The organism is Ruegeria spongiae (assembly GCF_023502395.1).
Lineage (GTDB): Bacteria > Pseudomonadota > Alphaproteobacteria > Rhodobacterales > Rhodobacteraceae > Ruegeria_C > Ruegeria_C spongiae.
This window is the reverse complement of sequence record NZ_JAMFMB010000021.1, coordinates 27,364-53,862: the sequence shown is the minus strand read 5'-3', so window position 1 is coordinate 53,862 and position 26,499 is coordinate 27,364. Positions and strand designations below refer to the sequence as shown.

Sequence of the window (26,499 nt, the reverse complement as noted above, 5' to 3'; positions counted from 1 at the left end):
TCACACCTCGATCATTTTGGGACGGCGGCGTTCGAACCAGATCACCACCAATAGTCGCGTGACAAATATGGCGGTGAAAACCGAGGTCAGAATGCCTAAGCCAAGCGTGATTGCAAAGCCGCGCACCGGGCCGGAGCCCATGGCAAACAGGATCACCGCCGTGATGAAGGTGGTGATGTTGGCGTCAAGAATGGCGCTGAGCGCCTTTTCATAGCCCAGTTCGATGGCACGCGCCGGTCCTTTGGCGGTTTTGAGTTCTTCGCGGATCCGCTCGAAGATCAGCACGTTGGCGTCCACCGCCATACCCACCGTCAGCACGATCCCGGCAATACCCGGCAGCGTCAGCGTCGCCCCGATCAGCGACAAGAGCCCAAAGATCAGCCCGATATTGATGATCAGCGCCACATTGGCAAACAGGCCAAACAGACCGTAGCTGAGCGCCATGAAGACCAGCACCGCGGCAAAGGCCACCATGGTCGCCACCTTGCCCGCGTCGATACTGTCCTGACCCAATTCAGGCCCGATGGTGCGCTCTTCGAGGAATTCCAGCCCGGCAGGCAAAGCCCCTGCCCTGAGCAGCACCGCCAGATTGGTGCTTTCCTCGACCGTGAAATTGCCCGTGATGATGCCCGAACCGCCGGGAATATGGCTCTGGATCACCGGGGCCGAGATCACCTCGTCATCCAGCACGATAGCGAAGGGCGCGCCGACATTTTCCAGCGTGTAGTCGCCGAATTTGCGCGCGCCGGTGGTGTTGAAGCGGAAATTCACTGCCGGGCGGCCATTCTGGTCAAAGGCAGGCTGGGCGTCGACCAGTTCCTCACCGGTGACCACGGGGGCGGATTCGATGATGTAGAACGTGCCGGCCTCGTCAAGCGAAGGGACAAGTTTTTCGCCCGGGCCGACACGGGACTCGGCGTCGCCTGTCCGCGAAACCACCGGGTTGAAGGTCAGTTGCGCGGTGGTGCCGATGATCTCTTTCAGCTCCGAGGCGCTGCCGATGCCCGGTACCTGAATCAGGATACGCTTGGCACCCTGTCGCTGGATGGTGGGCTCACGGGTGCCGACCTCGTCGATCCGGCGGCGAATGATCTCAAGCGCCTGGCGCACGGTGCGATCGTCCGAGGCCAGCTTCTCGGCCTCGCTCAGGGTCACGACGATGTCGCTACCTTGGGCAGAGACCTCAATATCGGTGCCGGTGGGGCCAGCAAGGGTCTGGATTGGCGTTGCAAGCTCGCGCACCACCTGCAGCGCGCGGGTCATACCCTCGGGCTGGCTGATGCGGACGCGAATCTCGCCCGGTGCGCTGTCCTGACGGCGGATCGTGCCGATCGTCGAACGCTCGTCGCGCAGCGCATCGCGGATTTCCGGCCACATGGCATCCATGCGAGCGGCGTATACATCCTCGACCTGAACCTCGGCCAGCAGATGCGCGCCGCCGCGCAGATCGAGGCCGAGGTTGACCAGCCCTGAGGGCAGCCAGGACGGCCATTGCGCCGCTTTGACCTGCATCTGCGGGGTATCATTACCAAGTTCGATTGCGGCACGGGCGTCGTTGGATTGTTCCACACGGGTGTAGAACGCATTCGGCAGGGCCATCAGCAGGCCAGCCACAACAACCAGCCAGATCAGGACCCGTTTCCAGGTGTCGATTTGCAGCATTACCCTGCCTTTATAATGGGTTGTCAGGCGTTCTTACTTCGCAGGTTCGGTCTTGTTCAGCACCTGCGAGATGGTCGCCTGCACAACCCGGACCTTGACGCCATCAGCAATCTCGACCTCAAGTTCACCGTCATCCTTGACCTTGGCCACCTTGCCGATCAGCCCACCTTGGGTGACCACCTGATCGCCGCGACGCAATGCGTTGACCATCGCCTGATGTTCCTTGACCTTCTTCTGCTGCGGGCGGATCAGCAGGAAATACATGATCGCGAAGATCAGAATGAGAGGGAGAAACTGGGCAATAGCGCCACCGTCCATGGGATGTTCCTTTGTTCAGACAGGCGGGCACACCCCGCGAATTTTGCGGGAACCTATGCGTTAGCGCAAAAAGGTTCAAGCGGCGTGGAGGGGCGCGGATACGAAAGTTTCTCCCAACATGATCAAACTGTGCAGACATGCCGTTTCGATTGAAACAACGCATCGCAATAGATCGTCCTGAAGACCGGCTTGGCCTCAGCACGAAAGTGACACATGATCGCCCAAACAAAACTTTAGAGCAGTCTATGGAAGCTTCAATCTTTTTAACTACGCACACTATTGTCTGGGTCGCACTGGGTATGTTGGTATCGATTTATGTGCTGCTTTGGGTGGTTACGCCTGAATTCAGTTCAAATGTCTCGGCCCCTCTTGAACGAACAAAGTCCGAACTCGGGTTATCTAAACTAAACACCTTCGTGTTTCTCGTTGGCGCGGCCTTCTGGACAGTCATTCTCGGGATGTTATGTTTCGGACTGGCAACTTTAATCTGGGATGTGGTTCACAGGGCTTTGCCAACGGAACGGCTGGAGATCTGGGATTGGCGGTTCTCTCTCGCCAAATTGGCAGCGCTCACAGCGACTACTGCCGCAGTGGTCGCCTTCCCGCTCACACTGGTGCGTGTGAATTTCAGCAGACGGCAAACCGAAGTTCAGGAGAAGGGGCAAATCACAGACAGGTTCTCCAAATCAATCGAAGGCCTGGGAACCGACAAAACCATAACAGTAGAGGGCGAACAGGTTTCAGTTCCAAACTTAGAGGTTCGCGTGGGTTCTATCTTGGCGTTGTCTCGGATCGCTGACGAAACTCCTTCTGAACTGCAGCAGGTGTTGAGAGCGCTGATTGTCTATGTACGCGAAAATTCTGGAACTAAGCACTCACCTGTAAACGTAGATGCCAGCCCGGAATTCGTCGAAAAATTCGAACGGCTGAGTTTCCCAAGAGCTGATGTTCGAACCGCGCTAGAGACTATATCTGATCTCGCTGTCCCCTATCGCAATCAAGATAGCCGCAACTATCTTGATCTGCGTTCAAGCAGCTTCAAGAATCAGGTGATTGTCGGCTTGAACTTGTCAAAATTCGATCTGAGAATATGTGATTTTTCGGGTGCTTTTACCCAATTATGCGACTTTTCTGGTTGTAGGTTTCACGGTAGTTCTTTCGGTGATGCGAAGCTCACTAAACTTCAACTTGGAATGGCGAAATTTGACAGCTGCGATTTCCGAGGGCACGTGGACTTCGAGGAATCCACTCTCGAAGGCGCGTTTTTTCAAAACTGTGACCTGTCGACTGCGCTGATAACACAAGAGCAACTCGAACAATCTTATGGGGACCCTTCGGTACAGATTCCCGTGATGTTGAAGCGACCAAAACACTGGAGCAAGCGTATCAGATCAGCGGAGGAAGCACTTGCCAGATGGGAGAAATTCCTCGCATTCAAAGGTTACAAATCCGACCAGAAATCGGCATAAGGCATCGAAACGATTCAGCCTTCGGGAGTTCCCCATGCATGACATCCGCGCTATTCGCGAAAATCCAGCCGCTTTCGACGCCGCTCTGGCGCGGCGGGGGGATGCGCCGATGTCGTCGGAACTGCTGGCTGTTGATGAGGCGCGCCGGGCCAAGATCCTGGCCGCCGAGACGGCACAGGCCGAACAGAACAAGGCCTCCAAAGAGGTGGGTGCGGCCAAGGGTCGTGGTGACGAGGACGAGTTTCAGCGGCTGCGGGCGCTGGTTGCGGACAAGAAGGCCGAAGTGGCGGCGATGCAGGGCGAGGCCAAGGAGTTGGACGCCAAGCTGACCGACATGCTGGCCCGGATCGCCAATATGCCCGCCGATGACGTGCCCGATGGCGCGAGTGAGGATGACAATGTCGAGGTGACCCGCTGGGGCACCCCTGCGTCTTTCGAATTTGCACCCAAGGAGCATTACGAAATCCCTGCCGTGGCGGCGGGGATGGATTTCGAGACCGCCGCCAAGACCAGCGGCAGCCGGTTCGTGAACCTGTCGAAAGGTGTGGCTCGCATACACCGGGCCTTGGCGCAATTCATGATCGACACCCATGTCGACAAGAACGAGCTGACTGAAATGCAGACCCCGGTTCTGGTGCGTGACGAGGCGATGTATGGCACCGATAAGCTGCCGAAATTCGGCGAGGACAGCTATCAGACAACCAATGGCTGGTGGTTGATCCCGACATCCGAGGTGACGCTGACCTATTCGGTCGCCGGTGACATTCTGGACGAGGCTGATCTGCCGATCCGCATGACCGCCCACACGGTCTGCTTCCGCTCCGAGGCGGGCAGCGCGGGCAAGGACACCGCCGGCATGCTGCGCCAGCACCAGTTCGAGAAGGTCGAGATGGTCTCGGTCACCCACCCCGACGCCAGCGACGACGAGCAGAAAAGCATGCTGCGCTGTGCCGAAGGACTGCTGGAGGCGCTGGGTATCCCCTATCGCACCGTTTTGCTGTGTACCGGCGACATGGGATTCGGCGCGCGCCGGACCTTTGATATCGAAGCCTGGCTGCCGGGGCAGGATGCCTATCGCGAGATCTCCAGCGTCTCGACCACTGGCGACTTCCAGGCGCGGCGGATGAATGCGCGGTTCCGCCCCGAAGCGGGCGGCAAACCGGCATTCGTGCACACGCTGAACGGTTCGGGTCTGGCCGTAGGCCGCTGCCTGATCGCAGTGCTGGAGAACGGTCAGAACGAGGATGGCACCGTCACCCTGCCCAACGTTCTTGCACCCTATCTGGGCGGCAAGACCACGCTGGGACTGGATGGTCGGCTAAGCTAAAGCTTCTCGGCTCTGAAAGGCGAAGACGGGTTACTTCTTCGCCTTTTTCTTGCCTTTGCCCTTTTTCTTGCCGTCTTTGGCTTTGGCCTTCGCCTCTTTGGCTTTCGCCTTGGCCTTTGCGTCCTTGGCTTTTTCCTTCTTGGCCTTCGCCTTGGCCTTTTCCTTGGCCTTCTTGAACTCGACCTCCAGCGCTTTGGCCTTCTTCGCGGCCTTCTCCGCTTTGGCCTTGGCCTTGGCTTTCTTGGCCTTCTTGGCGGCATCCGCGTCGGCTTTGGGTTTTTCACCTGCAGGTTTCGACGGGCTTGGCGCGGCGGCGGGTTTGCTTGCGACAGGTTTGGTCGCCGTCACCTTGGCTGCGGACGCCTTGGCAGCCGCCGGTTTGGCGGCGGCAGGTTTCGCAGCAGCTGGCTTTGCTGCAGCAGGTTTCGCAGCGGCGGGTTTCGGTGCCGCCGCTCTCCTGTCAGGGGCTTTTCTTGGCGTTGACCGGGTCCTCGGCTTGGCAGCGGCGGCCTGTCTGGTGCGGGTCGTGCCCGGCGCTGACACGGCGGCCTTGGCCGCAGCGATCATTTTTGCCGCCCGCACTTTGCCCACCCGGGGCAGCGCAATCAGCTGTTCGGGCCGTGCTTTGGCCAGATCCGCAGGGGTCTTGATGCCGATGCTGCCCATCGCCTTTTCAAGCGCGACACCAACGCCGCTGAGGTCCGAGAGTTTGGTCATTCATTTGTCCTTCGTTTCGTTGAGGCCGCCCGCCCTGCTTCCAAGGGCCGCTGACCGATTGCTGATACAAGGCCCGTCCAACTGGCGGGTGCGCTCAGCCGGCTTGCGGCACATCCGTGCGGTGCGAGGGTTTCGGGAAGGGGACCAGCCTTTTGCGGTCTTCATCCCAGAGCTTCAGGTTGAGCGCCGCCAGAGCCTCGGGGAACTTGATCCGGCGCGGAGCGTATTCGGGCGGCAGGTTGTAGTGACAGGCGCGCAGCCGGTAAGACGGGATACGCGCGTTGAAATGGTGGATGTCGTGCAACGTAATGCAGGCGACCGCCATGTCGAACCACCAGCCGAAATCCAGCGCTGAAGAACCCTGCAGCGCGGCGATCTGCGGATCGAGATCGGGGCGGCGGTCCCAGTAGGTATCCTCGAAATTGTGCTGCAGATAGACAAGGAACACGCCCAGCATGCCGCCGAGAAACGAAAAGGCCAGCCAGACCCATATTCCGGTCATCCCGGCCACGCCATAGAGCAGGCCCAGCATCAGCACGATGGACAGGTTGTGCAGTGCCACACCCCTCCACCCGAAGCGCCGCGTGTTTTTGGGCCAGCGATAGCGGATGAAATAGGTGAAGGCGGCCCCGACCGGCACCAGGATGAACGGATTGCGATAAAGCCGGTAGACCAGCCGCGTTTTCCAGTCCGCCGCGTTCCATTCGCGCAGGGTCATCGTGTTGATCTCGCCGGTTTCGCGATGTTCCAGATTGCCGATCCCGGAATGGTGCAGGTTGTGGTTCTGTTTCATCACTTCGAACGGCGCGAAGGTGAAAGGCGACAGGCCATGGCCCGCCCATTCGTTCTGCTGGCGGGTCTTGAACAGGGAATGGTGGCCACAATCATGCTGCAGGACATAGAGCCGGACCGCCGCAAAGGCAAAAACCACACCGGCGGGCAGCATGATCAGCCAGGTATCCACATAGCGGATCGCCAGATAAAGCGATGTGAAATAGGCCGCAAACGTACCGAAATAGCTGAGCGATGCCAGCAGGTTGTCCTGGATGGCGTATTGGCGCGTATAAGCCCGTAGATCCATTCCGCCCGTCTCCTGCGCGTTTGGTCTGGTTGTTGCACGACTTCGGATAGCACCCTGCTCAACGTCAGGATGCAATCAAAATGACACTCTCTCGCCATGCATAACGTCCCTTTCCGGGGCTTGTCACGCCTTGAGATGAAAAATGCAGCAAATTGGCGTGGTTACGCGCGCCCTTTGAGATGTTTGCGCAGCTTCGACGGCCCTGCCTTCTTCTTGCCCTTATAGGGGTTCTTGTCGCCCTGCCCGCGCATCGTCAGCCGGATCGGCGTTCCGGGCATGTCGAAATCCTCGCGCAGGCCGTTGACCAGATAGCGGGTATAGCTCTCGGGCATCTTGTCGGGCTGGCTGCACATCACCACGAATCCCGGCGGGCGGGTCTTGGCCTGGGTCATGTAGCGCAGCTTGATCCGACGTCCGGCAGGTGCTGGCGGCGGGTGCTGCTCCAGCATCGCGGTCAGCCAGCGGTTCAACGCCGCCGTGGTCACCCGGCGGTTCCACACGTCATGAGCCCGCAGGATCGCGTCATGCAGCCGGTCAAGCCCCCGGCCCGTCTTGGCTGAAACGGTAATCAGCGGCGCACCGCGCAATTGCGGCAACAGCCGGTTGAACGCCTCTTTCAGGTCGCGCAGTTTTTCCTGCTTGCTGTCCTCGATATCCCATTTGTTGACGGCAACCACCACGGCGCGGCCTTCACGTTCGGCCAGATCGGCGATGCGCAGGTCCTGCTGTTCGAAGGGGATCGCGGCATCCAGCAGCACCACGACAACCTCAGCGAACTTGACCGCGCGCAAGCCGTCGCTGACCGAGAGCTTTTCCAGCTTCTCCTGAACCTTGGCCTTCTTGCGCATCCCGGCGGTGTCAAAGACCCGCATCGGCGTGCCTTTCCAGTCGATCCGCAACGAGATCGCATCGCGCGTGATCCCGGCCTCGGGGCCGGTCAGCAAACGCTCTTCGCCCAGTATCTTGTTGATCAGCGTGGATTTTCCGGCATTGGGGCGGCCAACAACGGCAACTTGCAATGGTTTGGCGGCGGTGATTGCGGGCGCGGCCCCCTCTTCGGCGGCCTCATCCTCGTCCAGATCCACATCGGTTTCGGGCGCGATCCGCTCGGCCTCTTCGGCCATCCGGTCGGCCACCGGCATCAGTTGCGAATAGAGATCGTTCAGCCCCTCGCCGTGCTCGGCGCTCAGCCGCACCGGCTCGCCCAGACCCAGCGCATAGGCCTCGATCACGCCAGCATCGGCGGCGGACCCTTCGGCCTTGTTGGCGGCCAGGATCACATGGTCGGAGCGTTTGCGCAGGATTTCGGCAAAAAGCTCGTCCGTGGGAGTTACGCCCGCGCGGGCATCGATCATGAACAGACACACATCGGCCATATCCACCGCGCGTTCGGTCAAGCGGCGCATCCGGCCCTGCAGGCTGTCATCGGTGGCCTCTTCCAGACCAGCGGTGTCAACGACAGTGAAACGCAGGTCACCCAACCGTCCCTCGCCCTCGCGCAGGTCGCGGGTCACGCCGGGCTGGTCATCGACCAACGCCAGCCGTTTGCCGACAAGGCGATTGAAAAGCGTGGATTTGCCCACATTGGGGCGCCCCACGATGGCGAGGGTCAAAGACATCGGGCTTCACTTTCAAGACTCAAGGTGCGCCCTTTAGCGCATGTTTGCGTCAACGGAAAGCGTGTAGATCACCTTTGGCGCTGACAACATACAGCGTGCCACCCGCCACGACAGGCCCGGTGGTGGCGCCACCGGGCACCTCGACCTGGTTCAAAAGCGTGCCATCCTCGGGGCGGAAGAAGCGCAGGAAACCGTCATTGGAAGCGACCACAAGGCGCCCGCCCGCCAGGACCGGCCCGTAATTGGCGACCACCTCACCGCGCTTGCGCGGCTTGTCCCGCAGGAAGCCCGGCAGGTCCCGCGCCCAGATGACCGATCCGTCGCTGGTGCTGAGACGCATGAGCTGACCGCGATCGCTGATCTGGAAGATGCTGTCGCCCGCCGGCCAGACCGGCGAGATCGCGCCCTCATCCGCGGTCCATTGCCGCTCGCCCAGTTGGGTTTCCAGCGATACGGTGCGGCCCGAATGGTTGCCGACATAGACGCGGCTGCCCACCACGACCGGCCCGCCGGTCACATCTGCGATGCGGGCCACGGCACGGCCCTTGCGCTGGCCCGAGACCGAGGCGCTCCACCGGCGCAACCCGCCTTTGCGGAAACTTGCGATGATATCGCCCGAGGCGAAGGCAAAGATCACCAGATCCGAGGTCAGCGCCGGGGCCGGTGCGCCCAGGACGTTGCCGATGCTGGGCGTGCCCTCAACCTGCCAGGCGATGCGCCCGTCCTTGGTATTGATGGCCCAGCCGGTCTCGTCCCCGGCAACCAGATAAAGCAGCCCGTCGCGCACGGTCGGTGTGCCGCTGCCGGTCGCGTTCAGCCGCTGCTGCCAGCGCACCGCGCCCGATGTGGCATCAAGCGCGCTGAGGCGGCCAAACCCGGAAGAGACATAAAGCGTACCCTTGTCAAAGGCCATGCCGCCACCGGTCGCCTGACCGTCACCTTCGCCCGCAGGAACCAGATTGCGGGTCCAGACAACACCGCCATTTGGCGACACGGCAGTTACCTGAGCCGCAGCGTCCAGCGTATAGATCAGCCCGCCGCCAACCACCGGATCAGCGGTGATGCGCTGGCGGCGGCTGTCGCCCGCGCCAATCGGGGTGGTCCAGATGTGCTGCGGTGTCGCCCGCAAGGCGGGGTTATCGGTGCGATAGGCCGGCGTGCCGAAACTCTGCGGCCAGGCGGCATTGGTCTTCTGTGCCGGCAATCGGATCGGTTTCGAGGCCGACACCTCGCCCTGCCCGACCTCCGCGCCGCGCAGGGTTTCGCGCTTGCCGGGCAGAATCTGATCGGGCTCCTGACAGGCGCTTAGCAGCAGCAGGGCGCCAAACGCGGCCAGTCCGCTGCGCGAGAGTGAGAGTATTGCCATGCCCGATCCTGCCTGTTCGTTACCCATAGCCGGTCCCCTCGGGAACCGGATCAACCCCGTTGACCGGGCGCCTGTTCCGGTGTTCCGCCCAGCGCGACAATCAACTGTGCGGCGCGCTGTTGCAAGTCCGTGCTCGCCTCGGCGTCCTGAATAAGGGCCTGAAGCCGGGTGAGCGCCGCTTCGGCCTCACCCTGGGCGATATCGATCAGCGCCAGTTGCTCCTCGGCCAGCAGACGCAGCGGCGCGCCGGGCTGGGCCAGCGCCTCGAACCGTTGCCGCAGGTCTTCGACTGCCAGGGTTTCGCTCTGCAGCGTCAGCGCCTTGAAACCGGCGATATCGCGGTAGATACGCGGCAGATCGCCATTTGCGGCAATGGCGTCAAGGCTTTGCACCGCGGCATCGTTCTGCTCCGATCCGGCCTGCGCCGAGGCGGTCAGCATCTTGAGAATCGCATCACCGCCGCTGGAAGAGGCATCGATCTGCGCAAGCTTGCCGGCCCGCGCCGCCGTGTCGTTCTCGTTCAGCGCAGCGATGATACCGTCGCCCAACTGTTCGGCCTGCGATCGTACCTGCGCCTTGGAATATTCGTTATAGGCCGCACCGCCGACTATCGCGACAACGGCCAGCGCGCCGACCCAGCCCCAGCGCTTGAGCAGCAGGAACATGCGGTCGCGGCGGACCTCTTCGGTCACTTCATCAATGAAACTGTCGGTGTCGCTCATGCCTGTCCCCGGTCCGGCCCCAATGCGTTTTCTGGCGGTTGTCATAGCGTGCCCCACCGGGCAAGCCAAGGGCCGTAAGCTGCGCGAACAGCCAGCGCTTGCACAGCGCGGCGAAAAAAAATAATCTGAACTGGTCAGTTTAGCGTAGACAACATGGAAACGAGACACCATGTCACAAGTCGCAGTGCAGGTCTGACTGGACCACCCCTGCTGCGCCGTGAAGAATTTGAAAGAGGCAAAAGATGCGTCTGATCCCCATAGTCACCGCAGTTCTGGTGACAATTGCGCTTTATCTTTTGGTGTTTGAACGTGACGCGTTTCTGGCCTTCGCCAAAGGGGACGCCGCCGCCCAGACCACCGCCGAGTCCGCCCAAGCCGAATCCACCGACGCGACGCCCAAGGATGACACGGCCGGCCTGATCGGTGTGGTCGCGCTGCAATCGACCGCCCGTGAACTCGACAGTGCGGTGGTTCTGCGCGGCCAGACCAAAGCGATCCGCGAGGTTGCGGTGCTGGCCGAGACCACCTCGACCGTGGTGTCCGAGCCGCTGCGCAAGGGCGCGTTCGTCAAGGCCGGCGACCTGCTGTGCCAGTTGGATGTGGGCACCCGCCAGGCCGATCTGCTGGAAGCCCGCGCCCGTCGGAGCGAAGCAAAAAGCCGGGTGCCCGAATCGCAGGCGCGGCTGGACGAGGCCAAGGCCCGTCTGGAAGAGGCGCTGATCAACAATAACGCAGCCCAACGCCTGTCCGAGGGTGGCTATGGCTCGGAAACGCGCCGTGTTTCGACCGAGGCGGGTGTGCGCACCGCCGAGGCCGGGATCAAGACCGCCGAATCCGGTCTGGAAGCCACCCGCGCCGGGATCGAAGCCGCGACCGCCGCAGTGGCCGCAGCAGAACGAGAGCTTGACCGCATCACCATCACCGCCCCCTTCGACGGGCTGCTGGAAAGTGACGCGGCAGAGCTGGGCAGCCTGATGCAGCCCGGATCGCTCTGCGCGACGGTGATCCAGCTTGATCCGATCAAGCTGGTTGGATACGTCCCCGAGACCGAGGTCAACCGGGTGCAACTGGGCGCAGAAGCTGGCGCGCAGTTGGCGGCCGGTCTTCAGGTGGCGGGGCAAGTGACCTTTCTCAGCCGTTCGGCGGATGAAACGACCCGCACCTTCGAAGTGGAAATCTCGGTCCCCAACCCCGATCTGAAAATCCGCGACGGTCAGACCGCAACGATCGCGATCTCCGCCGAAGGGGCCAAGGCGCATCTGTTGCCGCAATCCTCGCTGACGCTGAACAATCAGGGCGAGCTGGGCGTGCGTGTCGTGGGCGATGGCAACGTGGTGGATTTCGTCGCGGTCGAGTTGCTGCGCGATGACGCCAAGGGCGTCTGGCTGGCAGGTCTGCCGGAAACGGTGAATGTCATCGTGGTCGGCCAGGAATTCGTCACCGCTGGTGTCGAGGTGGCGCCGACCTATCGGGAGGCCGCGCAATGACGGGCATCGTCGACTGGGCCGCCTCTCGCGCCCGGATGGTTCTGGCCTTTATCGCGCTGTCGCTGGTCATCGGCGGCTACGCCTATGTGAGCCTGCCCAAGGAAGGCGAGCCGGATATCGAGATCCCGGCGCTGTTCGTCTCGGTCAACTTCCCCGGAATTTCGGCGGAAGACAGCGAGAACCTGCTGGTCAAGCCGATGGAGACCGAACTGGCCGATCTGGACGGGCTCAAGGAAATGACCTCGACCGCCGCCGAAGGCTATGCCGGCGTGGCGCTGGAGTTCGCGTTCGGCTGGGACAAGACCGCGATCACCGCCGATGTGCGCGACGCGATGAACACCGCACAGGCCGAGTTTCCGACCGGCGCCGAACAATACACGCTGACCGAACTGAACTTTTCCGAATTTCCCATCGTGATCGTCAACCTGTCCGGTCCGGTCCCCGAGCGAACGATGGCGCGCATCGCCAAGGACCTGCAGGACGACATAGAAGCGCTTGATGCGGTTCTGGAGGCCGGGATCGCAGGCAATCGCGACGAGCTGCTCGAGGTCATCATCGACCCGCTGCGGCTGGAAGCCTACAACGTCACAGCCGCGGAACTGATCACGGTCGTTCAGAACAACAACCAGCTGATCGCGGCGGGTGAGATCGATAGCGCGCAGGGCGCATTCTCGGTCAAGATCCCGTCATCCTTCACCACGGCGCAGGATGTCTATGGCCTGCCGGTCAAGGTGAACGGCGACCGCGTTGTGACGCTGGGCGAGCTGGCGCAGATCAACTACACGTTCGAAGACCGCGAGGGCACGGCCCGTTTCGACGGGCAGAGCACCGTCGCGCTGCAGGTGGTCAAGCGCAAGGGGTACAACCTGATCGACACGGTCGATCTGGTCAAAGCCACCGTCGCAGAATCGCAGAAAAGCTGGCCCAAGGAATTGCAGGCCGCCGTCGAGGTCGGCACCTCGAACGACCAGAGCCGGGTGGTCAATTCGATGGTCCGCCAGCTCGAAGGGTCGGTGCTGACCGCCATTGCGCTGGTGATGATCGTGGTGCTGGCGGCGCTTGGCAGCCGCGCCGCGCTGCTGGTGGGCTTTGCGATCCCGACCTCGTTCCTGCTGTGTTTCGTGCTGCTGGCGATCATGGGGATCAGCATTTCCAACATCGTCATGTTCGGCCTGATTTTGGCCGTGGGGATGCTGGTCGATGGGGCCATCGTTGTGGTGGAATATGCAGACAAGCGTATCCGGGACGGCATCGGCCCGATGCACGCCTATGTCGAGGCAGCGCAACGGATGTTCTGGCCCATCGTCTCGTCCACAGCCACAACGCTTTGCGCCTTCCTGCCGATGCTGTTCTGGCCCGGTGTGCCGGGCGAGTTCATGGGCATGCTGCCGGTGACGCTGATCTTCGTGCTCTCGGCCTCGCTGGTGGTGGCGCTGATCTATCTGCCGGTGATGGGCGGCGTCTCGGGCCGGATGAGCCGCGTCCTTGGCCGCATCTCGGATTGGTTGCGCGCCAGCGCCCCGTTCTGGCTGCGGGCAGCCCTTGTTCCTGTTGCTCTCTACCTTGTGTTCACGGGCGCGATGATTCTGCTGCGCAGCGGTGATACCGGCACGGGTAGTTTGATCCTTGGGTTCTTTGTGTTTGTCCTTGGGGCTTTCTCGGCGTCTGTCACCATGGGAGCGGTCCAGCGTGTCCACGAGAGTACCCATGTGGAACGCGCAGGCGAACATACCGCCTTTGGCCGGGTGATCCAGTTCATCGCGGGCAATCCGATCATGCCCGTCGTGTCGATTGCCGTGGTCGGTTTCTGCGTCGTGATGACCGTGTTTACCTTCATGGGCAACAACCGCGGCGTCGAATTCTTCGTCGAAAGCGAACCGGAACAGGCCACCACCTATGTGCGTGCGCGCGGCAACATCTCGCTGCATGAAAAAGACGAGATGGTGCGTGAGGTCGAAGAGATCATCAAGGCGCACCCGGCGGTGATCAACGTCTTCTCCTTTGCAGGCGAAGGCGGCCTGAACACCGGCGGGCCGGGCGGCGGCCGATCGCCTGCCGACACCATTGGTCAGGTCCAGTTCGAAATCATCCCGTGGGAGGACCGCCCCACCAATTCAGAACCGATCACCGGGTGGTTCTGGGGTCCGGTCACAAATCTTCTGGGCTTTGAAAAAGAAGAAATCGCGCCGGAATATGACGGCAATTTCGTCCTCGATCAGCTGAATGCCGAACTGGTCAAGCTGCCCGGCATCATCGCCGAGGTCTCGGCGCTGGAACAGGGCCCCGGTCAGGGCAAGCCGGTGCATCTGCGTCTGCGCGGCGACGATTGGGACGAATTGACGCTGGCAGCGGAAACCGCCCGGAAACAGTTCGAGGCAACACCGGGCCTGATCAAGGTCGAAGACAGCCTGCCCCTGCCCGGCATCGACTGGCAGATCGACGTGGATGTCGCCAATGCCGGTCGCTTTGGCGCTGACGTGGCAACCGTCGGTGCCATGGTGCAACTGGTCACGCGTGGCGTGCTTCTGGGCGAGATGCGCCCCGAGGGCAGCGACGAGGAAATCGAGATCCGCGTGCGCCTGCCCGAGGAAGAACGGGTGCTGAGCACGCTCGACGCGATCAAGGTGCGTACGCCGGACGGTCTGGTCCCGCTCAGCAATTTCGTGAGCCGTAAACCGGTGCCGAAACTGGCCTCGATCAACCGGGTCGATCAGAAACGGTACTTTGACGTCAAGGCGGATGTCGAACCGGGGCTGATCAAGGTCACGCGCCCTGATGTGGATGGTGTCGAACAGACGCTGGCAATGGTAAAGGAAGTGCCCGAAGGGTCTGAGGCAACCGGGCCTGTGGTGACTGCGCCGAACGGGTCGCGCTACACGGTGTTCAGTCTGCTCGGAGCTGCGTCCGATACGGCGCTGCAAGCAGCTTTCGACGACGGTGACGCCAAGACCGCACCGGTCAATCCCAACGAACGTATTGCCGAATTGACCAAATGGCTGGACACCGATCCCCTGCCCGGCGCGATTGAGTGGCTCTGGACCGGCGATCAGGAGGAGCAGGAGGAATCCGGCGCGTTCCTTGTCAACGCGTTCATGGGGGCGCTGGGGCTGATGTTCATCATCCTGCTGGCGCAGTTCAACAGCTTTTACAATTCGGTTCTGGTGCTGCTGGCTGTGGTGCTGTCGACCACCGGCGTGCTGATCGGGATGATGGTAATGAACCAGCCGTTCTCGATCATCATGACCGGCACCGGCATCGTGGCGCTGGCAGGCATCGTGGTGAACAACAACATCGTGCTGATTGACACCTATCAGGAATACAGCCGCTACATGCCCCGAATCGAGGCGATCGTGCGCACTGCCGAGGCGCGGATCCGTCCGGTGCTGCTGACCACGATCACCACCATGGCGGGGCTAACGCCGATGATGTTCGGGCTGAGCCTGAATTTCATCGATGGCGGCTATTCCATCGACAGCCCCACCGCGCTGTGGTGGAAACAGCTGGCGACGGCGGTGGTGTTCGGTCTTGGCATCGCCACGGTGCTGACGCTGATCCTGACCCCCTCGTTCCTGGCGCTGCGGGTCTGGATCGAAACCTACGCGGTCTGGCTGGGTCGCCTGCTGGCGCGTCTGACTGCGGGACGGTCCAGCAGGATCGCGCGCGACATGCGCCTGTTCCGTTCGGCCAAGGACCTGAGCGCGACCGAGATCATCTGGGGGGCGCCCGACAAGTCGAGCGCCGCCGTCTCGGAGTTCAAATCCCCCGAGCCTTCGGACTCGCCGGTCCCCCCCGGCACTCCGCCCGTCAAGGCGGCGGAATAAGGTTCACCCCCGGGGTGCCTGCCTTTGTAGCGGCGGGCGCCCGAACCGAACCCGGCCGGGCATCGACCTTAGGTGTTGTCGGCCTGTTTTTGATTAAGAAGCGGCAGCATTCGATGAAGGATCAAAGTCCGTTTTAAGCCCAATTTACCGGATGTTGCGCGGCGCACGAACGTCAATTTCTAGATATGAATACTGCGGACAGGTCTTTGGTCGATCGGAGATGCGGCTTCTGGTAGATTTTAAGTCATGTGGAATTCAGGGGAATTATGCGGTCTATGAAAATTGGCGTGATTGTAACGGGGCTTCCTGCGAGTGGCAAAACGACAATTGCCCGCGAGATAGCAAAGCATTTAGGTTTTGATCTTCACGACAAAGACGATTTCCTTGAGAAGCTTTATGAGTGCTTCGAAGTTCGTTCTCATGATCACCGGAAGCAGCTTAGTAGACAAAGCGATCATGCTTTCAAAGATGCGGCTATGCGATCAGAATCAGTTGTCCTCGTATCACATTGGCGCTCCCTGGGCGACAGCGACGAGAGTGGAACACCATCGGATTGGCTGGACCAAGAATACGAGCGAATTGTCGAAGTTGTCTGTCAGTGCTCTCCAAAAGTCGCTCTCAAGAGATTTCTTGCCAGAACAAGACATCCGGGCCATTTGGATTCACAAAGTGACGCCGACGAACTTGCTCAGCGGATGGCAACATGGTCACACCGGTTTCCGCTAGGTGTAGGCAATCTGGTTGAGGTCCAAACGGAGCATCCGTTGAACATCAGTTCTTTGATCGAAGACATTCGAGTAGCGTTGTGCGACGACCGATAGCTGTCGTTGATGCATGCACAGCGAAAGTCCGCTTCGTCCCGCAAAAAAGCGAACATCCGCCACCATTGCCATTCAGGATAAAACCCAAGCGGCCCTGTTGCTGAACTCCTGGCTAGCCCGTTCCTGCCTGACCGAACGATCAAAGCCGGGACCAGGTCTGATGTCCGCAGACATGGTGGCTGCATCCCTTGACCTTCAGCTGATCGCCGTCCAGCACCATGGTGGGAACCGCCTCGACATTGACCAGCGGCACCCAGAATTCTCCGCCGCCATATTTGCCGCCGCCCTCGCTGGCCACGTCCCAGAACAACCTCTTGCCGATATTCTTGGTCTGCACTTCTTTGCCGGATTTGTCATAGGCGCTGAGGATCTTGCCGCAGAACTTGTCGCCGCAGGCGGTGATCTGGATATGGGAAATCAAATCCTTTCGGTCCGGTTCCGTCTTCCATGTGCCGATGATGGGATCACCGGCAAAGGCAACGGTGGCAAAAAAGATGCCAACACCGAACACCGATGCGGACAAAGCATTCCGCAGAACAGGTAACATGATCGAACCTCGTCAAATTGCCGAAACGAAACTCCACCCAGTCTAACATGCAATCGGTGCCGCTCAAACCTGTCCCCGCCCCGTCGACGAGAGGGCATGGCCGCAAAAAAAGGCTGCGCCATTATCTGGCGCAGCCGTCCGGGTGGTATTCAGTGACAGGGTCGACGATCAATCGGTGAACGTATACCCGCCCAGATCGCAGAGATTGAGGTTGAAATCCTCGACCTCGGAGCCATCGGCAAAGACACCGCGCAGGTCGTAGATGCAGGTGCTGAGCCCGTCGGCGATCAGCACGCCGGACTCATATCCGGGCGCGAGGTATCCGCCCTCAAGCAGGTTTTCCTCCCAGTCATCTGATGATGCGCTGGAAATGTTGAACTCGACCAGATCGGCGCTGCTTTCGTTGGCCAGCATGAATTCCAGATCATCGGCATAGGCAGGTGTCTGGGCTGCAATCAGCAGAGCGATCGCGCCCAGAAGAGGAAGTTTTTTCATCGCGGAGGTCCTGTTGGTCAAAGTGGTATGTTCCACCCGCATCTAGACTGCGGATGCGACGGAATACAACCGCAATGCCTGCGGAAACTCGGCGCACGCGGCCGATGTCAGGCTGCCTCGTCGCTGTCCCTTTGCTGGCGCGACCAGAGCTGCGCGTAGCGCCCGTCGTGGCTGAGCAGTTCATCATGGGTGCCCTGCTCGGCAATCTTTCCCGCGTCCAGAACCACGATCCGGTCGGCCTCGGCTATGGTGCTGAGGCGGTGCGCGATGGTGATCACCGTGCGCCCCTCACCGGCGCGGGCCAGCGCATCCTTGATCTCCTGCTCGGTCTCGGTGTCGAGCGCGCTGGTCGCTTCATCCAGCAACAGGATGGGCGGGTTTTTCAGCAATGTGCGGGCGATCCCCACACGCTGTTTCTCACCGCCCGACAGTTTCAGCCCGCGTTCGCCCACTTTGGTCTCATAGCCTTCGGGAAGTTGCGCGATGAAGTCATGGATCTGTGCCGCGCGCGCGGCATCCTCGACCTCGTCCTGGGTGGCATCGGCGCGGCCATAGGCGATGTTGTAGCGGATCGTGTCGTTGAACAGCACCGTATCCTGCGGCACCACGCCGATATTTTCATGCAGGCTTTGTTGTGTCACGTCGCGCACATCCTGACCGTCGATCTTCAGCGCGCCCGCCGTGACGTCATAGAACCGGAACAGCAGCCGCCCGATGGTCGATTTGCCCGACCCGGTGGCACCGACTATGGCAACGGTCTGTCCGGCACGCACCGCAAGCGAGACGCCTTTGAGGATCTCGCGATCGGCCTCATAGCCGAAATGCACATCCTCCAGCCTGATCTCGCCTCCATTCACTGCAAGCGCGGGGGCGCCCTGCTTGTCGCTGACCTCGGCGGGTTGTTCCAGCAGCTCGAACATCTCGCCCATATCCACCAGCGACTGGCGGATCTCACGATAGACCGTGCCGAGGAAATTGAGCGGCACGGTGATCTGGATCATATAGGCGTTGACCATCACGAAATCGCCCACGGTCAGTTGGCCGCTTTGTACGCCAAGTGCTGCCATCACCATCACGCCCACCAGCCCGCAGGTGATCAGCAGGGATTGCCCGAAATTCAGGAAGGCCAGCGAATAGGCGGTCTTGAGAGCGGCTTGCGCATAGGCCCCCATCGACTGGTCATAGCGCAGCGCTTCGCGCTCCTCGGCGGAGAAATACTTGACGGTTTCGAAATTCAGCAGGCTGTCGATGGCCCGCTGGTTGGCCTCGGTGTCCTGCTCGTTCATCTCGCGGCGCAGCTTCACCCGCCATTCGGTCACCGCAAAGGTGAACCAGATGTAGAAGCCAATGGTGACGGCAACGACGACCAGATACCAGACATCGAAAAGCCACATCAGGATGATGGCGACCAGCACCAGTTCCAGGATCAGCGGACCGATGGAAAACAGCAGAAAGCGCAGCAGGAAGTCCACGCCCTTGACGCCGCGCTCGATGATCCGGCTGAGCCCGCCGGTCTTGCGGGTGATGTGGTAGCGCATCGACAGGCGGTGAATATGCTGGAACGTCTCCAGCGCCAATGCCCTCAGCGCGCGTTGGCCCACCGGGGCAAACAGCGCATCGCGCAATTGCTGGAACCCCACGGTCATCATCCGCGCCACGCCATAGGCCACGGTCAGCCCCACCGCGCCCAGCAGCAGTTGCGATTGCGTATCCCCGGCCAGAGTGTCCACCGCGTTGCGGTAGAGGATTGGCGTGTAAACCGCGATCAGTTTGGCAAATACCAGCGCCGCCATGGCCCAGACCACCCGACGTTTGACCCAGGGCTCGTCTTCGGGCCAGAGATAGGGCGTCACCTTGCGGATCGTGCGCCAGCCCGAGCGGCGCTCCGTCTCGGTGATGTCCTGTTTGGTCTGGGTCGCGCTTGCTGGCTTCATGGCTGGCTCTGCTGGGACCAGAGATCACTCCGGCAGGTTGAAGATTTGCCCCGGATAGATCAGATCCGGGTTCCGGATGCTGTCCCGGTTCGCGTCGAACACTTTCACATAGAACACCCCGTCGCCATAGCGATCGCGCGATATCGCCCAGAGCGTGTCGCCCTGCTGGACGGTGACGGCGCGTATGGTTGCGGTCTGGGTCGCGACATCAGTATCCGAGGCGACCAGAAGTTCGGGCGCTTCCCGCCGGAACGGGGTTTCCAGCCGGTCGATCACTTTGCCGCCTTTGCCCAGCGCATCGAGGCGCAGCGTGTAGGTGCCGGGGTCGATCCCGGCGATCTCGCCACGCCAGCGGCCATCCTCGCCAACACTCAGGTCCCGCAGCGCACGATTGTCCAGATAGGCCCGCACCGTGGCCCCGGGCGCGGCGCGACCGGTCAGCTCGACCTGACCCTGATTGGTGTAGCCGATCGTGTCCAGTTGCAGGCTAGGTGCTGTGGCGTCCTGTTGCTGGGGCGATTGCACCAGTTCGACACCCTCTTCGCCGGAACGCAGGATGGCAGGCGCCTCTGCTGGCGCAACCTCCGCCGAAACAGTCTCGTCACTGCCGGTCTCCGCCTCGGGGCCGGAAGCCTCTGGTGTTGTCCGTTCCTCACCTGTGGAGGCGGCATCGGCACTCTCGGTGGTCTGCGACGGCGCATCGGTTGTCCCGGTGGGCTCAGTGGTCTGCGCAGGCGGCGCGGCGGTATCACCTTCGGCGTCTTGCCCGGTGGGCGGGTCGGCGCTGGCCACCTGCTCGGGCGCTGCCTCGGGTGACGCAGCGATCAGGAAATCGTCCGACAGGGTGCTTTGATCGCCCTGTTCTGTCTGCAAGGTCAGGGTCCGGGGCGCGTTCCCCGGAACAATCGGGAAAAAGGCCGCAAACTGCCCGCTCTGGTCGACCTCGAAGGCATGCACCTCATCCCCGTCCACCAGCACCTTAACCTTGCTGCCGGGTGTCCCGCGCCCGGCCAGAATGGTCGCTCCGTCCGGGGCGACCCGGATCAGATCAAGCTCAGGCGCGTCGAGATCATCGGGCACGGCGACCGGTGCTTCGGCGCTTTCTGCGTCACTGGCAGGATCGGCAGAGATGTCAGCATCATCCGGGCTGGCAGGCCCCTCCGGCGCGTTCTCGGCAGTGCTGTCCGTATCGGGTGCGTCCGTCTCGGCGGGTGCGGTTGCAATCGGAGCATCCTCTGCCACCGCGCCGGTTGCCGTCTCGGCAATGACAGCCGGGTCCGGTGCGGGTTGATCCGGCGGAGACAGAAAATAGATCGCCGCCGCGCCCGCAACCGCGACGCCACCCGCAACAATGATCCAGGTCGCTTTGCCCGATCCTTTGTCGCCAGCATTTTCGGCCATGTCGGTCCTTCCGTCTTTGCCATCCGGTTCCTGTCGCCGCCGACAGGAAATGCGCGCATGATGTTGAGCCCGCCCTCGCGCCCCGTTATCAGGCAGTATCGTCTCATTCTGCCAGCGAAAGGCCCGACCATGAACAATAAATCCGTCTGTGTGTATTGCGGATCACGGTCCGGAGCAATGCCTGCCTATATGCAGACCGCCCGCAGCTTCGGCACATTGCTGGCGCGCGAGGGCTGGCGGCTGGTCTATGGTGCCGGTGATGTGGGCCTGATGGGAGAGGTCGCGCGCGCGGCTCAGTCTGCCGGCGGCGACACGTTCGGTGTCATCCCCGAGCATCTGGTGCGGCGCGAGGTCGGAAAATCCGACCTGACCACCTATGTGGTCACCGAGACCATGCATGAGCGCAAGAAGGTAATGATCATGAACGCCGACGCGGTTGTGGTTCTGCCGGGCGGGCCGGGATCGCTGGACGAGCTGTTCGAGGCGCTGACATGGCAGCAGTTGGGCCTGCATGACAAGCCGATCCTGGTGATGAATATCGAAGGCTACTGGGATCCGCTGCGCGCGCTGGTAGACCGCACGATCGAGCAGGGCTTCGCCGACCCGTCGCTTGGCGCGTTCCTGACCTGGGTCACTGACCCGGACGAGGCGATGGAGGCATTGCGGCAGGCTTTTGGGTGATTCCAGAAGGCCGACCTCTCGGGTTCAATTCAAACGCCTTGGCCGGTCGAGAGTAAAAACCGTGGCCGAAACCTCTTCGGGCCTCTCGTCGCTCGGGCTGACAAAGGCTTCAAGCTCTTCCGGCAGCGGGCCGTCTTCCAGATCCATAAAGCAGACCAGCACATGGCGGTCCTCGTCCCAATGGCAGTCGATGCCCGGACCATCATGTTTCTGTGGCACCAGCGGAACACGCAGATAGCTGCAGCCGCGCGGGAAGGACGGATCGCCAAGAAACTGCGCCCGCTGGGAAACCTGCTCTCGTACGCGTGTTTCGTGGTAGCGCGAGCGCGGTCCGTCCCATTCGATTTTGAAGTCCGGTTCCATTCTGATGACATAGGGAAACCGTTTTTGTTCGAAAATACCGTATCGCGCCATTGTGTCCGGGATTTGAGCCAATGACCCGCATGTGATCGCGCCTGTTTGACATAGGCAACCGACCGGATAAGGCTGCGCCATGACCCGACGCGATCATGACGACTTTCCCCTGACGGAGCTCTGACATGCTGAGCGTTCTGCGCCACCGGACCTATCGAAATCTCTTTGCCGCGCAGGTGGTTGCGCTGCTGGGCACCGGTCTTGCCACCGTTGCGCTGAGCCTTCTGGCCTTTGATCTGGCCGGGGCGCAGGCGGGGGTGGTGCTGGGCACGGCGCTGACCATCAAGATGCTGGCCTATGTGGGGCTGGCACCGATTGCGGCCGCTTTTGCCGAGCAACTGGACCGGCGCAAGATGCTGATTGCGCTGGATCTGGTGCGGGCGGCGGCGGCCCTGTGTCTGCCATTTGTCGACGCGATCTGGCAGATTTATGCGCTGATCTTTGTGCTGCAGGCGGCCTCGGCCGGGTTTTCACCCGCGTTTCAGGCCACGATCCCGGACGTTCTGCCCGATGAGCGCGACTATACCAACGCGCTGTCGCTGTCGCGGCTGGCCTATGATCTGGAAAACCTCGCCAGCCCGGCCCTGGCAGCAGCACTGCTGATGCTGGTAAGTTTCGACACGCTGTTCTGGGGCACGACGGTCGGCTTCATCGCCTCGGCGCTGTTGATCGGGGCGCTGGTCCTGCCCTCGCCGAAACCGGCCATCCGGCGGGGCATCTGGGACCGCACCACGCGCGGCATCCGCCTCTACCTGAGCCTGCCGCACCTGCGCGGGCTGTTGGCGCTGAGCCTGTCGGCGGCGATGGTGAGCGGTATGGTTCTGGTCAACACCGTGGTCCTGATCCGCAGCACACTGGGTCTGAGCGAGACGATGGTGGCGCTGGCGCTGGGAAGTTTCGGCGCGGGTTCGATGGCGGCGGCACTGATTCTGCCACAGCTATTGGAACACCGCCCCGACCGATCTGTCATGATGGGCAGTACCCTGCTTTCGGTCGCAACCTGTCTTGGGCTGGGAAGCATCGCAGCCCTTGCCGGTCTGACGGCGGGCAGTCTGCTTGCCGGGTGGGTCGTGATCGGGATTGGGTATTCGGGGGTGATGACACCGGTGGGCCGCCTGCTGCGCCGCTCTGCCCCGCCCGAGGACCGCCCGGCGCTGTTTGCCGCCCAGTTCACCCTGTCGCATGCCTGCTGGCTGCTGGCCTATCCGCTGACCGGCTGGTTGCTGGCCCGCTTCGGCCCTGCCCCGAGTTTTTTCGCGCTTGGTGGCATTTGCGCGCTCAGCCTGCTTGCCGCACGGCGGCTCTGGACTCAAAGCGCCGTGAACGAATGACGCATGTGTTCATGGTCCCTAGGGGGACCCAATATAGGATTCTAGCGCCACGGGCACACCGTCCCGCCAAATGAGCGTGAGCCAGTGTTCAAAGGCCCGCACCACCCGCGCATCCGTTGCGAGCGCGCCATAAAGCCCGGTCTCTTGCAGCCAGACCTGCGGGCTGTCCTTGGCGCGGATTGCGATCGGCACCAGATGATCCCATGCGGGGTCGTTCGGTTCGATCACCGTTCCATCCTCGCAGGTACCCGCGCACATCCGCGCCCAGAGCGCCTCGACCAGCATCAGCCCGTCGATGGGGCCACTTGCGGCAAGCGCATCGCGCAGGATCGGTAAGACAAAACCGGGATGTCGCGAAGAGCCGTCGAATGCCACCCGCCTGGTGGTGTCGCGAATCGCTGGATTGGCGAAACGGTGTTCGACCAGATCGACATAAGCCTCTGGGGTCATACCCGGAACCGGGGCGGCATAAGGCGCGATCTCTGTGCGTTCCACCTTGCGGAACAGCGCCTTGATCAGCGGATGGGACAGGCAGTCCGCGATGGTCTCGACACCCAGCAGCACGCCCGCATTTGCGACCACCTGATGTCCGGCGTTCAACACCCGGATCTTCATCATCTCATAGGGATGCACGTCCTCGGAGAAGGTGGCGCCCGCTGTGTTCCAATCGGGGCGACCCATTACAAAGCTGTCTTCGATCACCCATTGGCGAAAGTTCTCATGGGGCACCGGCACCGCATCCGCGACGCCCATTTCGCGTGCGAGCGCCAACTCGCCGGGACCGGTGGCGGGCACGATGCAATCGACCATCGAGTTTGGAAACGCGCCTTCGGTGTCGATCCAGCGGGCCAACTCGGGATCGCTCAATCGGGCAAGCCCGACGACCAGGTTTCGCAAGATGCGGCCATTGCCTTGCAGATTGTCGCAACTCATCGCGGTGAAAGGCGGAACGTTCGCAGCGCGGCGCATCTCAAGCGCGGCAATCATCGCGCCAAAGGCTGTTTTGGGTGCGCCCGGATTGGCCGCGTCATGTTGAATCTCGGGATGATTGACGTCGAATCCGCCAGTGGCGCCGTCGATGAAATAGCCGCCTTCGGTCACCGTGAGGGAAACGATCCGGATCGCGGGATCGGCCATGGCCCGGATAAGCGCGCCGTGCCCGTCTTCTATGGGCAGATAGTCGATCATCGGGCCGATGATTTCAGCAGCGCGGCTATCGGGGGCCAATTCGATGAGGGTCGTCAGGCAATCCTGCGCGCGCAGCTTCTCTCGCATCGCCGCATCATAGGGCCGCACGCCCGCACCGAGGATCGCCCAATCCAGCGCCTCGCCCCGTTGCATCAACCGGTGCAGAAACCACGCCTGATGGGCACGGTGGAAATTGCCAAGCCCGATATGGACGATGCCGGGGCTGAGGTCGCGCCGGTCATAGCGCGGTCTGTCGATATGGTCCGGCATGCCAGCAAGCGTTGCCAGGCTCAGCCCGGGTACGGGAGACGTATCTTTCATCAGTTCATCCATTGCCCGCCATCCACGTTGAAACACTGGCTGACGATGTAGTCGGCCTCGGAACTGGCCAGAAACACCGCCATGCCGGTTAGATCTTCGGCCACGCCCATCCGGCCATAAGGCACGGCCCGAGCGACCTCGCGCTTCTTCTGCCCCGGTGCCTTGCCCTCATGCCGGGCAAAGAACGCATCCACGCCGTCCCAATGCTCGCCATCGACCACACCGGGCGCGATGGCGTTCACGTTGATCCCATGGTCGATGAGGTTGAGCCCCGCCGATTGCGTCAGGCTGATCACAGCGGCCTTGGTGGCACAGTAGACGGCCACCAGAGGCTCACCCCGCCGTCCCGCCTGCGAGGCCATGTTGATGATCTTGCCGCCCTGCCCGCGCGCGATCATATGCCTGGCGACCGCCTGCAGCGTGAAGAGCGTGCCCGCGACATTGATGTCGAAGGTGCGGGTGTAATCCGCGCGCGTGATCTCGGTGATCGGCGCGGCGGTGAACACGGCGGCATTGTTGATCAGGATGTCGATATGGCCCAGTTCGGCGATGGTCGTGTCCACACCCGCCTCGATGCTGGCCTGATCGGCTACATCCATATGGACCGCAATCGCACCAATCTCACCGGCGGTTTCGCGGGCGCGGGCGATGTCTATATCAGCAATCGCCACCCTGGCACCCTCGGCAAGATAGGCCTCGGCGAAGGCGCGCCCGATGCCTCGGGCCGCGCCGGTGATCAAGGCCGTTTTGCCGTCCAGCCGTTTCATGCGATCCTGAGCCCGTGCTGGTCGAACCGATGCAGGTGTTCGATTTGCGGGGTCAGGAACACTTCGGTCCCGTATTTCAACTTGCGCTCGCCACCGGCGCGAACCGTCAGCGGCTCAGCGCTCAGCCCGCTCTGGATGTGAAAGAACGTGTCGGAGCCCAGATGTTCGGACACACCCACGGTGCCCTGCCAGGTGCCTTCCGTTTCCGAGATATCGATATGCTCGGGCCGGATGCCGATGGTCGCCGCATCGTGCTTGGCCGCCTCCGGGCCCTCGATCAGGTTCATCTTGGGCGAGCCGATGAACCCGGCGACAAAGGTGTTGCCGGGCCGTTGGTAAAGCTCAAGCGGGCTGCCCACCTGTTCGACGATCCCGGCGCGCAGCACGACGATCTTGTCGGCCATGGTCATCGCCTCGACCTGATCATGGGTCACGTAGATCATCGTGGTCTTGAGCCGTTCATGCATCTCGCTGATTTCCAGCCGCATGCCGACCCGCAGGGCGGCGTCCAGATTGGACAGCGGCTCGTCAAACAGGAACGCCGCAGGTTCGCGCACGATGGCCCGTCCGATGGCGACCCGCTGGCGCTGCCCGCCCGACAACTGACCCGGACGCCGGTCCAGATAGTCGGTCAGGTTCAACGCCTTGGCGGCGGCGTCGATCCGCCGGTTCTGCTCGGCCTGATCAATCCCGGCCATGCGCATCGGAAAGGCGATGTTCTTGCGCACCGACATATGCGGATAAAGCGCGTAGGACTGGAACACCATGGCCAGACCACGCTTGGCAGGCGGCACATCGGTGGCGTCTGTGCCGTCGATGGCGATGTGCCCGGAGGTGATGTCCTCCAACCCCGCGATCAGACGCAGAAGGGTGGATTTACCGCAGCCCGAAGGCCCGACAAAGACCGTGAACTCTCCGTCTTCGATGGTCAGATCCAGTGGCGGAATGACCTGGACGTCGCCGAAGCTTTTGGTCACCTGGTTCAGTTGAATTTGTCCCATTGGTCAGTT

At 61.8% G+C, this 26,499-nt stretch carries 22 protein-coding genes; 7 read left to right on the top strand and 15 right to left on the bottom strand.

The features are described 5' to 3' along the window. Both secD and yajC read right to left on the bottom strand, forming a co-directional pair. Complete coding sequence (gene secD / locus M3P21_RS16000; protein WP_249711432.1) at positions 1-1,662, bottom strand: protein translocase subunit SecD; 1,662 nt, start codon at positions 1,660-1,662, stop codon at positions 1-3. A gap of 33 nt (positions 1,663-1,695) precedes the next feature. Beyond that, positions 1,696-1,980, bottom strand: coding sequence for a preprotein translocase subunit YajC (yajC, locus tag M3P21_RS15995; RefSeq protein WP_249711430.1), 285 nt, complete (start codon positions 1,978-1,980; stop codon positions 1,696-1,698). A 149-nt stretch (positions 1,981-2,129) separates the two neighbouring features. Here yajC and M3P21_RS15990 point away from each other — a divergent pair, with 149 nt between their 5' ends. Further along, the gene (locus M3P21_RS15990; protein ID WP_249711428.1) at positions 2,130-3,449 is read left to right on the top strand and encodes a pentapeptide repeat-containing protein; all 1,320 of its coding nucleotides are present in this window, start codon (positions 2,130-2,132) and stop codon (positions 3,447-3,449) included. Between the two features lie 34 nt (positions 3,450-3,483). Continuing rightward, positions 3,484-4,776, top strand: a complete 1,293-nt coding sequence (gene serS, locus M3P21_RS15985; RefSeq protein ID WP_249711426.1) for a serine--tRNA ligase — start codon at positions 3,484-3,486, stop codon at positions 4,774-4,776. Positions 4,777-4,806: 30 nt separating this feature from the next. Here serS and M3P21_RS15980 read toward each other — a convergent pair whose 3' ends face one another. The 5 genes from M3P21_RS15980 to M3P21_RS15960 all read right to left on the bottom strand — a co-directional run bounded on the left by M3P21_RS15980 (position 4,807) and on the right by M3P21_RS15960 (position 10,281). Beyond that, on the bottom strand, positions 4,807-5,493 hold the full coding sequence (locus M3P21_RS15980) for a helix-hairpin-helix domain-containing protein (RefSeq protein WP_249711425.1): 687 nt from the start codon (positions 5,491-5,493) through the stop codon (positions 4,807-4,809). Between the two features lie 94 nt (positions 5,494-5,587). Then, a complete protein-coding gene (locus tag M3P21_RS15975; RefSeq protein ID WP_249711423.1) occupies positions 5,588-6,574 on the bottom strand; it encodes a fatty acid desaturase in 987 nt (328 codons plus the stop codon). Positions 6,575-6,735: 161 nt separating this feature from the next. Next, a complete protein-coding gene (gene der / locus M3P21_RS15970) occupies positions 6,736-8,193 on the bottom strand; it encodes a ribosome biogenesis GTPase Der (RefSeq protein ID WP_249711422.1) in 1,458 nt (485 codons plus the stop codon). Positions 8,194-8,242: 49 nt separating this feature from the next. Further along, positions 8,243-9,586: a PQQ-like beta-propeller repeat protein gene (locus M3P21_RS15965; protein ID WP_373320051.1), complete on the bottom strand. Its 1,344-nt coding sequence runs from the start codon at positions 9,584-9,586 to the stop codon at positions 8,243-8,245. A 23-nt stretch (positions 9,587-9,609) separates the two neighbouring features. Then, the gene (locus M3P21_RS15960) at positions 9,610-10,281 is read right to left on the bottom strand and encodes a tetratricopeptide repeat protein (protein WP_249711419.1); all 672 of its coding nucleotides are present in this window, start codon (positions 10,279-10,281) and stop codon (positions 9,610-9,612) included. Positions 10,282-10,523: 242 nt separating this feature from the next. Between M3P21_RS15960 and M3P21_RS15955 the strand changes: the two genes are divergently transcribed. From M3P21_RS15955 to M3P21_RS15945, 3 genes are all read left to right on the top strand, one after another. Continuing rightward, complete coding sequence (locus M3P21_RS15955; protein WP_249711417.1) at positions 10,524-11,768, top strand: efflux RND transporter periplasmic adaptor subunit; 1,245 nt, start codon at positions 10,524-10,526, stop codon at positions 11,766-11,768. Continuing rightward, entirely contained in the window at positions 11,765-15,589 is a 3,825-nt protein-coding gene (locus M3P21_RS15950) for an efflux RND transporter permease subunit (RefSeq protein WP_249711415.1), read from the top strand. Before M3P21_RS15955 ends, M3P21_RS15950 begins: the two co-directional genes overlap by 4 nt. A 275-nt stretch (positions 15,590-15,864) precedes the next feature. Continuing rightward, on the top strand, positions 15,865-16,410 hold the full coding sequence (locus tag M3P21_RS15945; RefSeq protein ID WP_249711413.1) for a P-loop nucleotide/nucleoside kinase family protein: 546 nt from the start codon (positions 15,865-15,867) through the stop codon (positions 16,408-16,410). 139 nt (positions 16,411-16,549) lie between these two features. Here M3P21_RS15945 and M3P21_RS15940 read toward each other — a convergent pair whose 3' ends face one another. From M3P21_RS15940 to M3P21_RS15925, 4 genes are all read right to left on the bottom strand, one after another. Then, positions 16,550-16,957 carry a DUF2147 domain-containing protein gene (locus M3P21_RS15940; protein ID WP_249711411.1) on the bottom strand — a complete coding sequence of 136 codons (408 nt, stop codon included), beginning with the start codon at positions 16,955-16,957 and terminating at the stop codon, positions 16,550-16,552. A 168-nt stretch (positions 16,958-17,125) separates the two neighbouring features. Then, a complete protein-coding gene (locus tag M3P21_RS15935; RefSeq protein WP_249711409.1) occupies positions 17,126-17,452 on the bottom strand; it encodes a hypothetical protein in 327 nt (108 codons plus the stop codon). Positions 17,453-17,559: 107 nt separating this feature from the next. Next, positions 17,560-19,386, bottom strand: a complete 1,827-nt coding sequence (locus M3P21_RS15930; RefSeq protein WP_249711407.1) for an ABCB family ABC transporter ATP-binding protein/permease — start codon at positions 19,384-19,386, stop codon at positions 17,560-17,562. Between the two features lie 24 nt (positions 19,387-19,410). Then, a complete protein-coding gene (locus M3P21_RS15925; RefSeq protein WP_249711405.1) occupies positions 19,411-20,787 on the bottom strand; it encodes a LysM peptidoglycan-binding domain-containing protein in 1,377 nt (458 codons plus the stop codon). A gap of 129 nt (positions 20,788-20,916) precedes the next feature. Between M3P21_RS15925 and M3P21_RS15920 the strand changes: the two genes are divergently transcribed. Next, a complete protein-coding gene (locus tag M3P21_RS15920; protein WP_249711403.1) occupies positions 20,917-21,468 on the top strand; it encodes an LOG family protein in 552 nt (183 codons plus the stop codon). A 24-nt stretch (positions 21,469-21,492) separates the two neighbouring features. Here M3P21_RS15920 and M3P21_RS15915 read toward each other — a convergent pair whose 3' ends face one another. Then, positions 21,493-21,831, bottom strand: a complete 339-nt coding sequence (locus M3P21_RS15915) for a hypothetical protein (protein WP_249711401.1) — start codon at positions 21,829-21,831, stop codon at positions 21,493-21,495. A gap of 176 nt (positions 21,832-22,007) precedes the next feature. Between M3P21_RS15915 and M3P21_RS15910 the strand changes: the two genes are divergently transcribed. After that, positions 22,008-23,213: an MFS transporter gene (locus M3P21_RS15910; RefSeq protein WP_249711399.1), complete on the top strand. Its 1,206-nt coding sequence runs from the start codon at positions 22,008-22,010 to the stop codon at positions 23,211-23,213. Positions 23,214-23,231: 18 nt separating this feature from the next. On the opposite strand, the gene M3P21_RS15905 is transcribed toward M3P21_RS15910, so the two are convergent. From M3P21_RS15905 to M3P21_RS15895, 3 genes are read right to left on the bottom strand one after another with little or no spacing between them, the layout of a single operon-like run. Beyond that, positions 23,232-24,722, bottom strand: a complete 1,491-nt coding sequence (locus tag M3P21_RS15905; protein WP_249711397.1) for a mannitol dehydrogenase family protein — start codon at positions 24,720-24,722, stop codon at positions 23,232-23,234. Beyond that, on the bottom strand, positions 24,722-25,489 hold the full coding sequence (locus tag M3P21_RS15900; RefSeq protein WP_249711395.1) for an L-iditol 2-dehydrogenase: 768 nt from the start codon (positions 25,487-25,489) through the stop codon (positions 24,722-24,724). Before M3P21_RS15900 ends, M3P21_RS15905 begins: the two co-directional genes overlap by 1 nt. Further along, positions 25,486-26,490 carry an ABC transporter ATP-binding protein gene (locus tag M3P21_RS15895; protein WP_249711393.1) on the bottom strand — a complete coding sequence of 335 codons (1,005 nt, stop codon included), beginning with the start codon at positions 26,488-26,490 and terminating at the stop codon, positions 25,486-25,488. The genes M3P21_RS15900 and M3P21_RS15895 overlap by 4 nt, the downstream gene beginning before the upstream one ends. Positions 26,491-26,499: the final 9 nt, after the last annotated feature.

What these genes read in the sequence shown, in the direction of transcription:
- secD (WP_249711432.1), bottom strand. Translation starts at nt 1,662, where the DNA reads ATGCTGCAAATCGACACCTGGAAACGGGTCCTGATCTGGCTGGTTGTT.
- yajC (WP_249711430.1), bottom strand. Translation starts at nt 1,980, where the DNA reads ATGGACGGTGGCGCTATTGCCCAGTTTCTCCCTCTCATTCTGATCTTC.
- serS (WP_249711426.1), top strand. Translation starts at nt 3,484, where the DNA reads ATGCATGACATCCGCGCTATTCGCGAAAATCCAGCCGCTTTCGACGCC.
- M3P21_RS15980 (WP_249711425.1), bottom strand. Translation starts at nt 5,493, where the DNA reads ATGACCAAACTCTCGGACCTCAGCGGCGTTGGTGTCGCGCTTGAAAAG.
- M3P21_RS15975 (WP_249711423.1), bottom strand. Translation starts at nt 6,574, where the DNA reads ATGGATCTACGGGCTTATACGCGCCAATACGCCATCCAGGACAACCTG.
- der (WP_249711422.1), bottom strand. Translation starts at nt 8,193, where the DNA reads ATGTCTTTGACCCTCGCCATCGTGGGGCGCCCCAATGTGGGCAAATCC.
- M3P21_RS15965 (WP_373320051.1), bottom strand. Translation starts at nt 9,586, where the DNA reads ATGGGTAACGAACAGGCAGGATCGGGCATGGCAATACTCTCACTCTCG.
- M3P21_RS15960 (WP_249711419.1), bottom strand. Translation starts at nt 10,281, where the DNA reads ATGAGCGACACCGACAGTTTCATTGATGAAGTGACCGAAGAGGTCCGC.
- M3P21_RS15955 (WP_249711417.1), top strand. Translation starts at nt 10,524, where the DNA reads ATGCGTCTGATCCCCATAGTCACCGCAGTTCTGGTGACAATTGCGCTT.
- M3P21_RS15950 (WP_249711415.1), top strand. Translation starts at nt 11,765, where the DNA reads ATGACGGGCATCGTCGACTGGGCCGCCTCTCGCGCCCGGATGGTTCTG.
- M3P21_RS15945 (WP_249711413.1), top strand. Translation starts at nt 15,865, where the DNA reads ATGAAAATTGGCGTGATTGTAACGGGGCTTCCTGCGAGTGGCAAAACG.
- M3P21_RS15940 (WP_249711411.1), bottom strand. Translation starts at nt 16,957, where the DNA reads ATGTTACCTGTTCTGCGGAATGCTTTGTCCGCATCGGTGTTCGGTGTT.
- M3P21_RS15935 (WP_249711409.1), bottom strand. Translation starts at nt 17,452, where the DNA reads ATGAAAAAACTTCCTCTTCTGGGCGCGATCGCTCTGCTGATTGCAGCC.
- M3P21_RS15930 (WP_249711407.1), bottom strand. Translation starts at nt 19,386, where the DNA reads ATGAAGCCAGCAAGCGCGACCCAGACCAAACAGGACATCACCGAGACG.
- M3P21_RS15925 (WP_249711405.1), bottom strand. Translation starts at nt 20,787, where the DNA reads ATGGCCGAAAATGCTGGCGACAAAGGATCGGGCAAAGCGACCTGGATC.
- M3P21_RS15920 (WP_249711403.1), top strand. Translation starts at nt 20,917, where the DNA reads ATGAACAATAAATCCGTCTGTGTGTATTGCGGATCACGGTCCGGAGCA.
- M3P21_RS15915 (WP_249711401.1), bottom strand. Translation starts at nt 21,831, where the DNA reads ATGGAACCGGACTTCAAAATCGAATGGGACGGACCGCGCTCGCGCTAC.
- M3P21_RS15910 (WP_249711399.1), top strand. Translation starts at nt 22,008, where the DNA reads ATGCTGAGCGTTCTGCGCCACCGGACCTATCGAAATCTCTTTGCCGCG.
- M3P21_RS15905 (WP_249711397.1), bottom strand. Translation starts at nt 24,722, where the DNA reads ATGAAAGATACGTCTCCCGTACCCGGGCTGAGCCTGGCAACGCTTGCT.
- M3P21_RS15900 (WP_249711395.1), bottom strand. Translation starts at nt 25,489, where the DNA reads ATGAAACGGCTGGACGGCAAAACGGCCTTGATCACCGGCGCGGCCCGA.
- M3P21_RS15895 (WP_249711393.1), bottom strand. Translation starts at nt 26,490, where the DNA reads ATGGGACAAATTCAACTGAACCAGGTGACCAAAAGCTTCGGCGACGTC.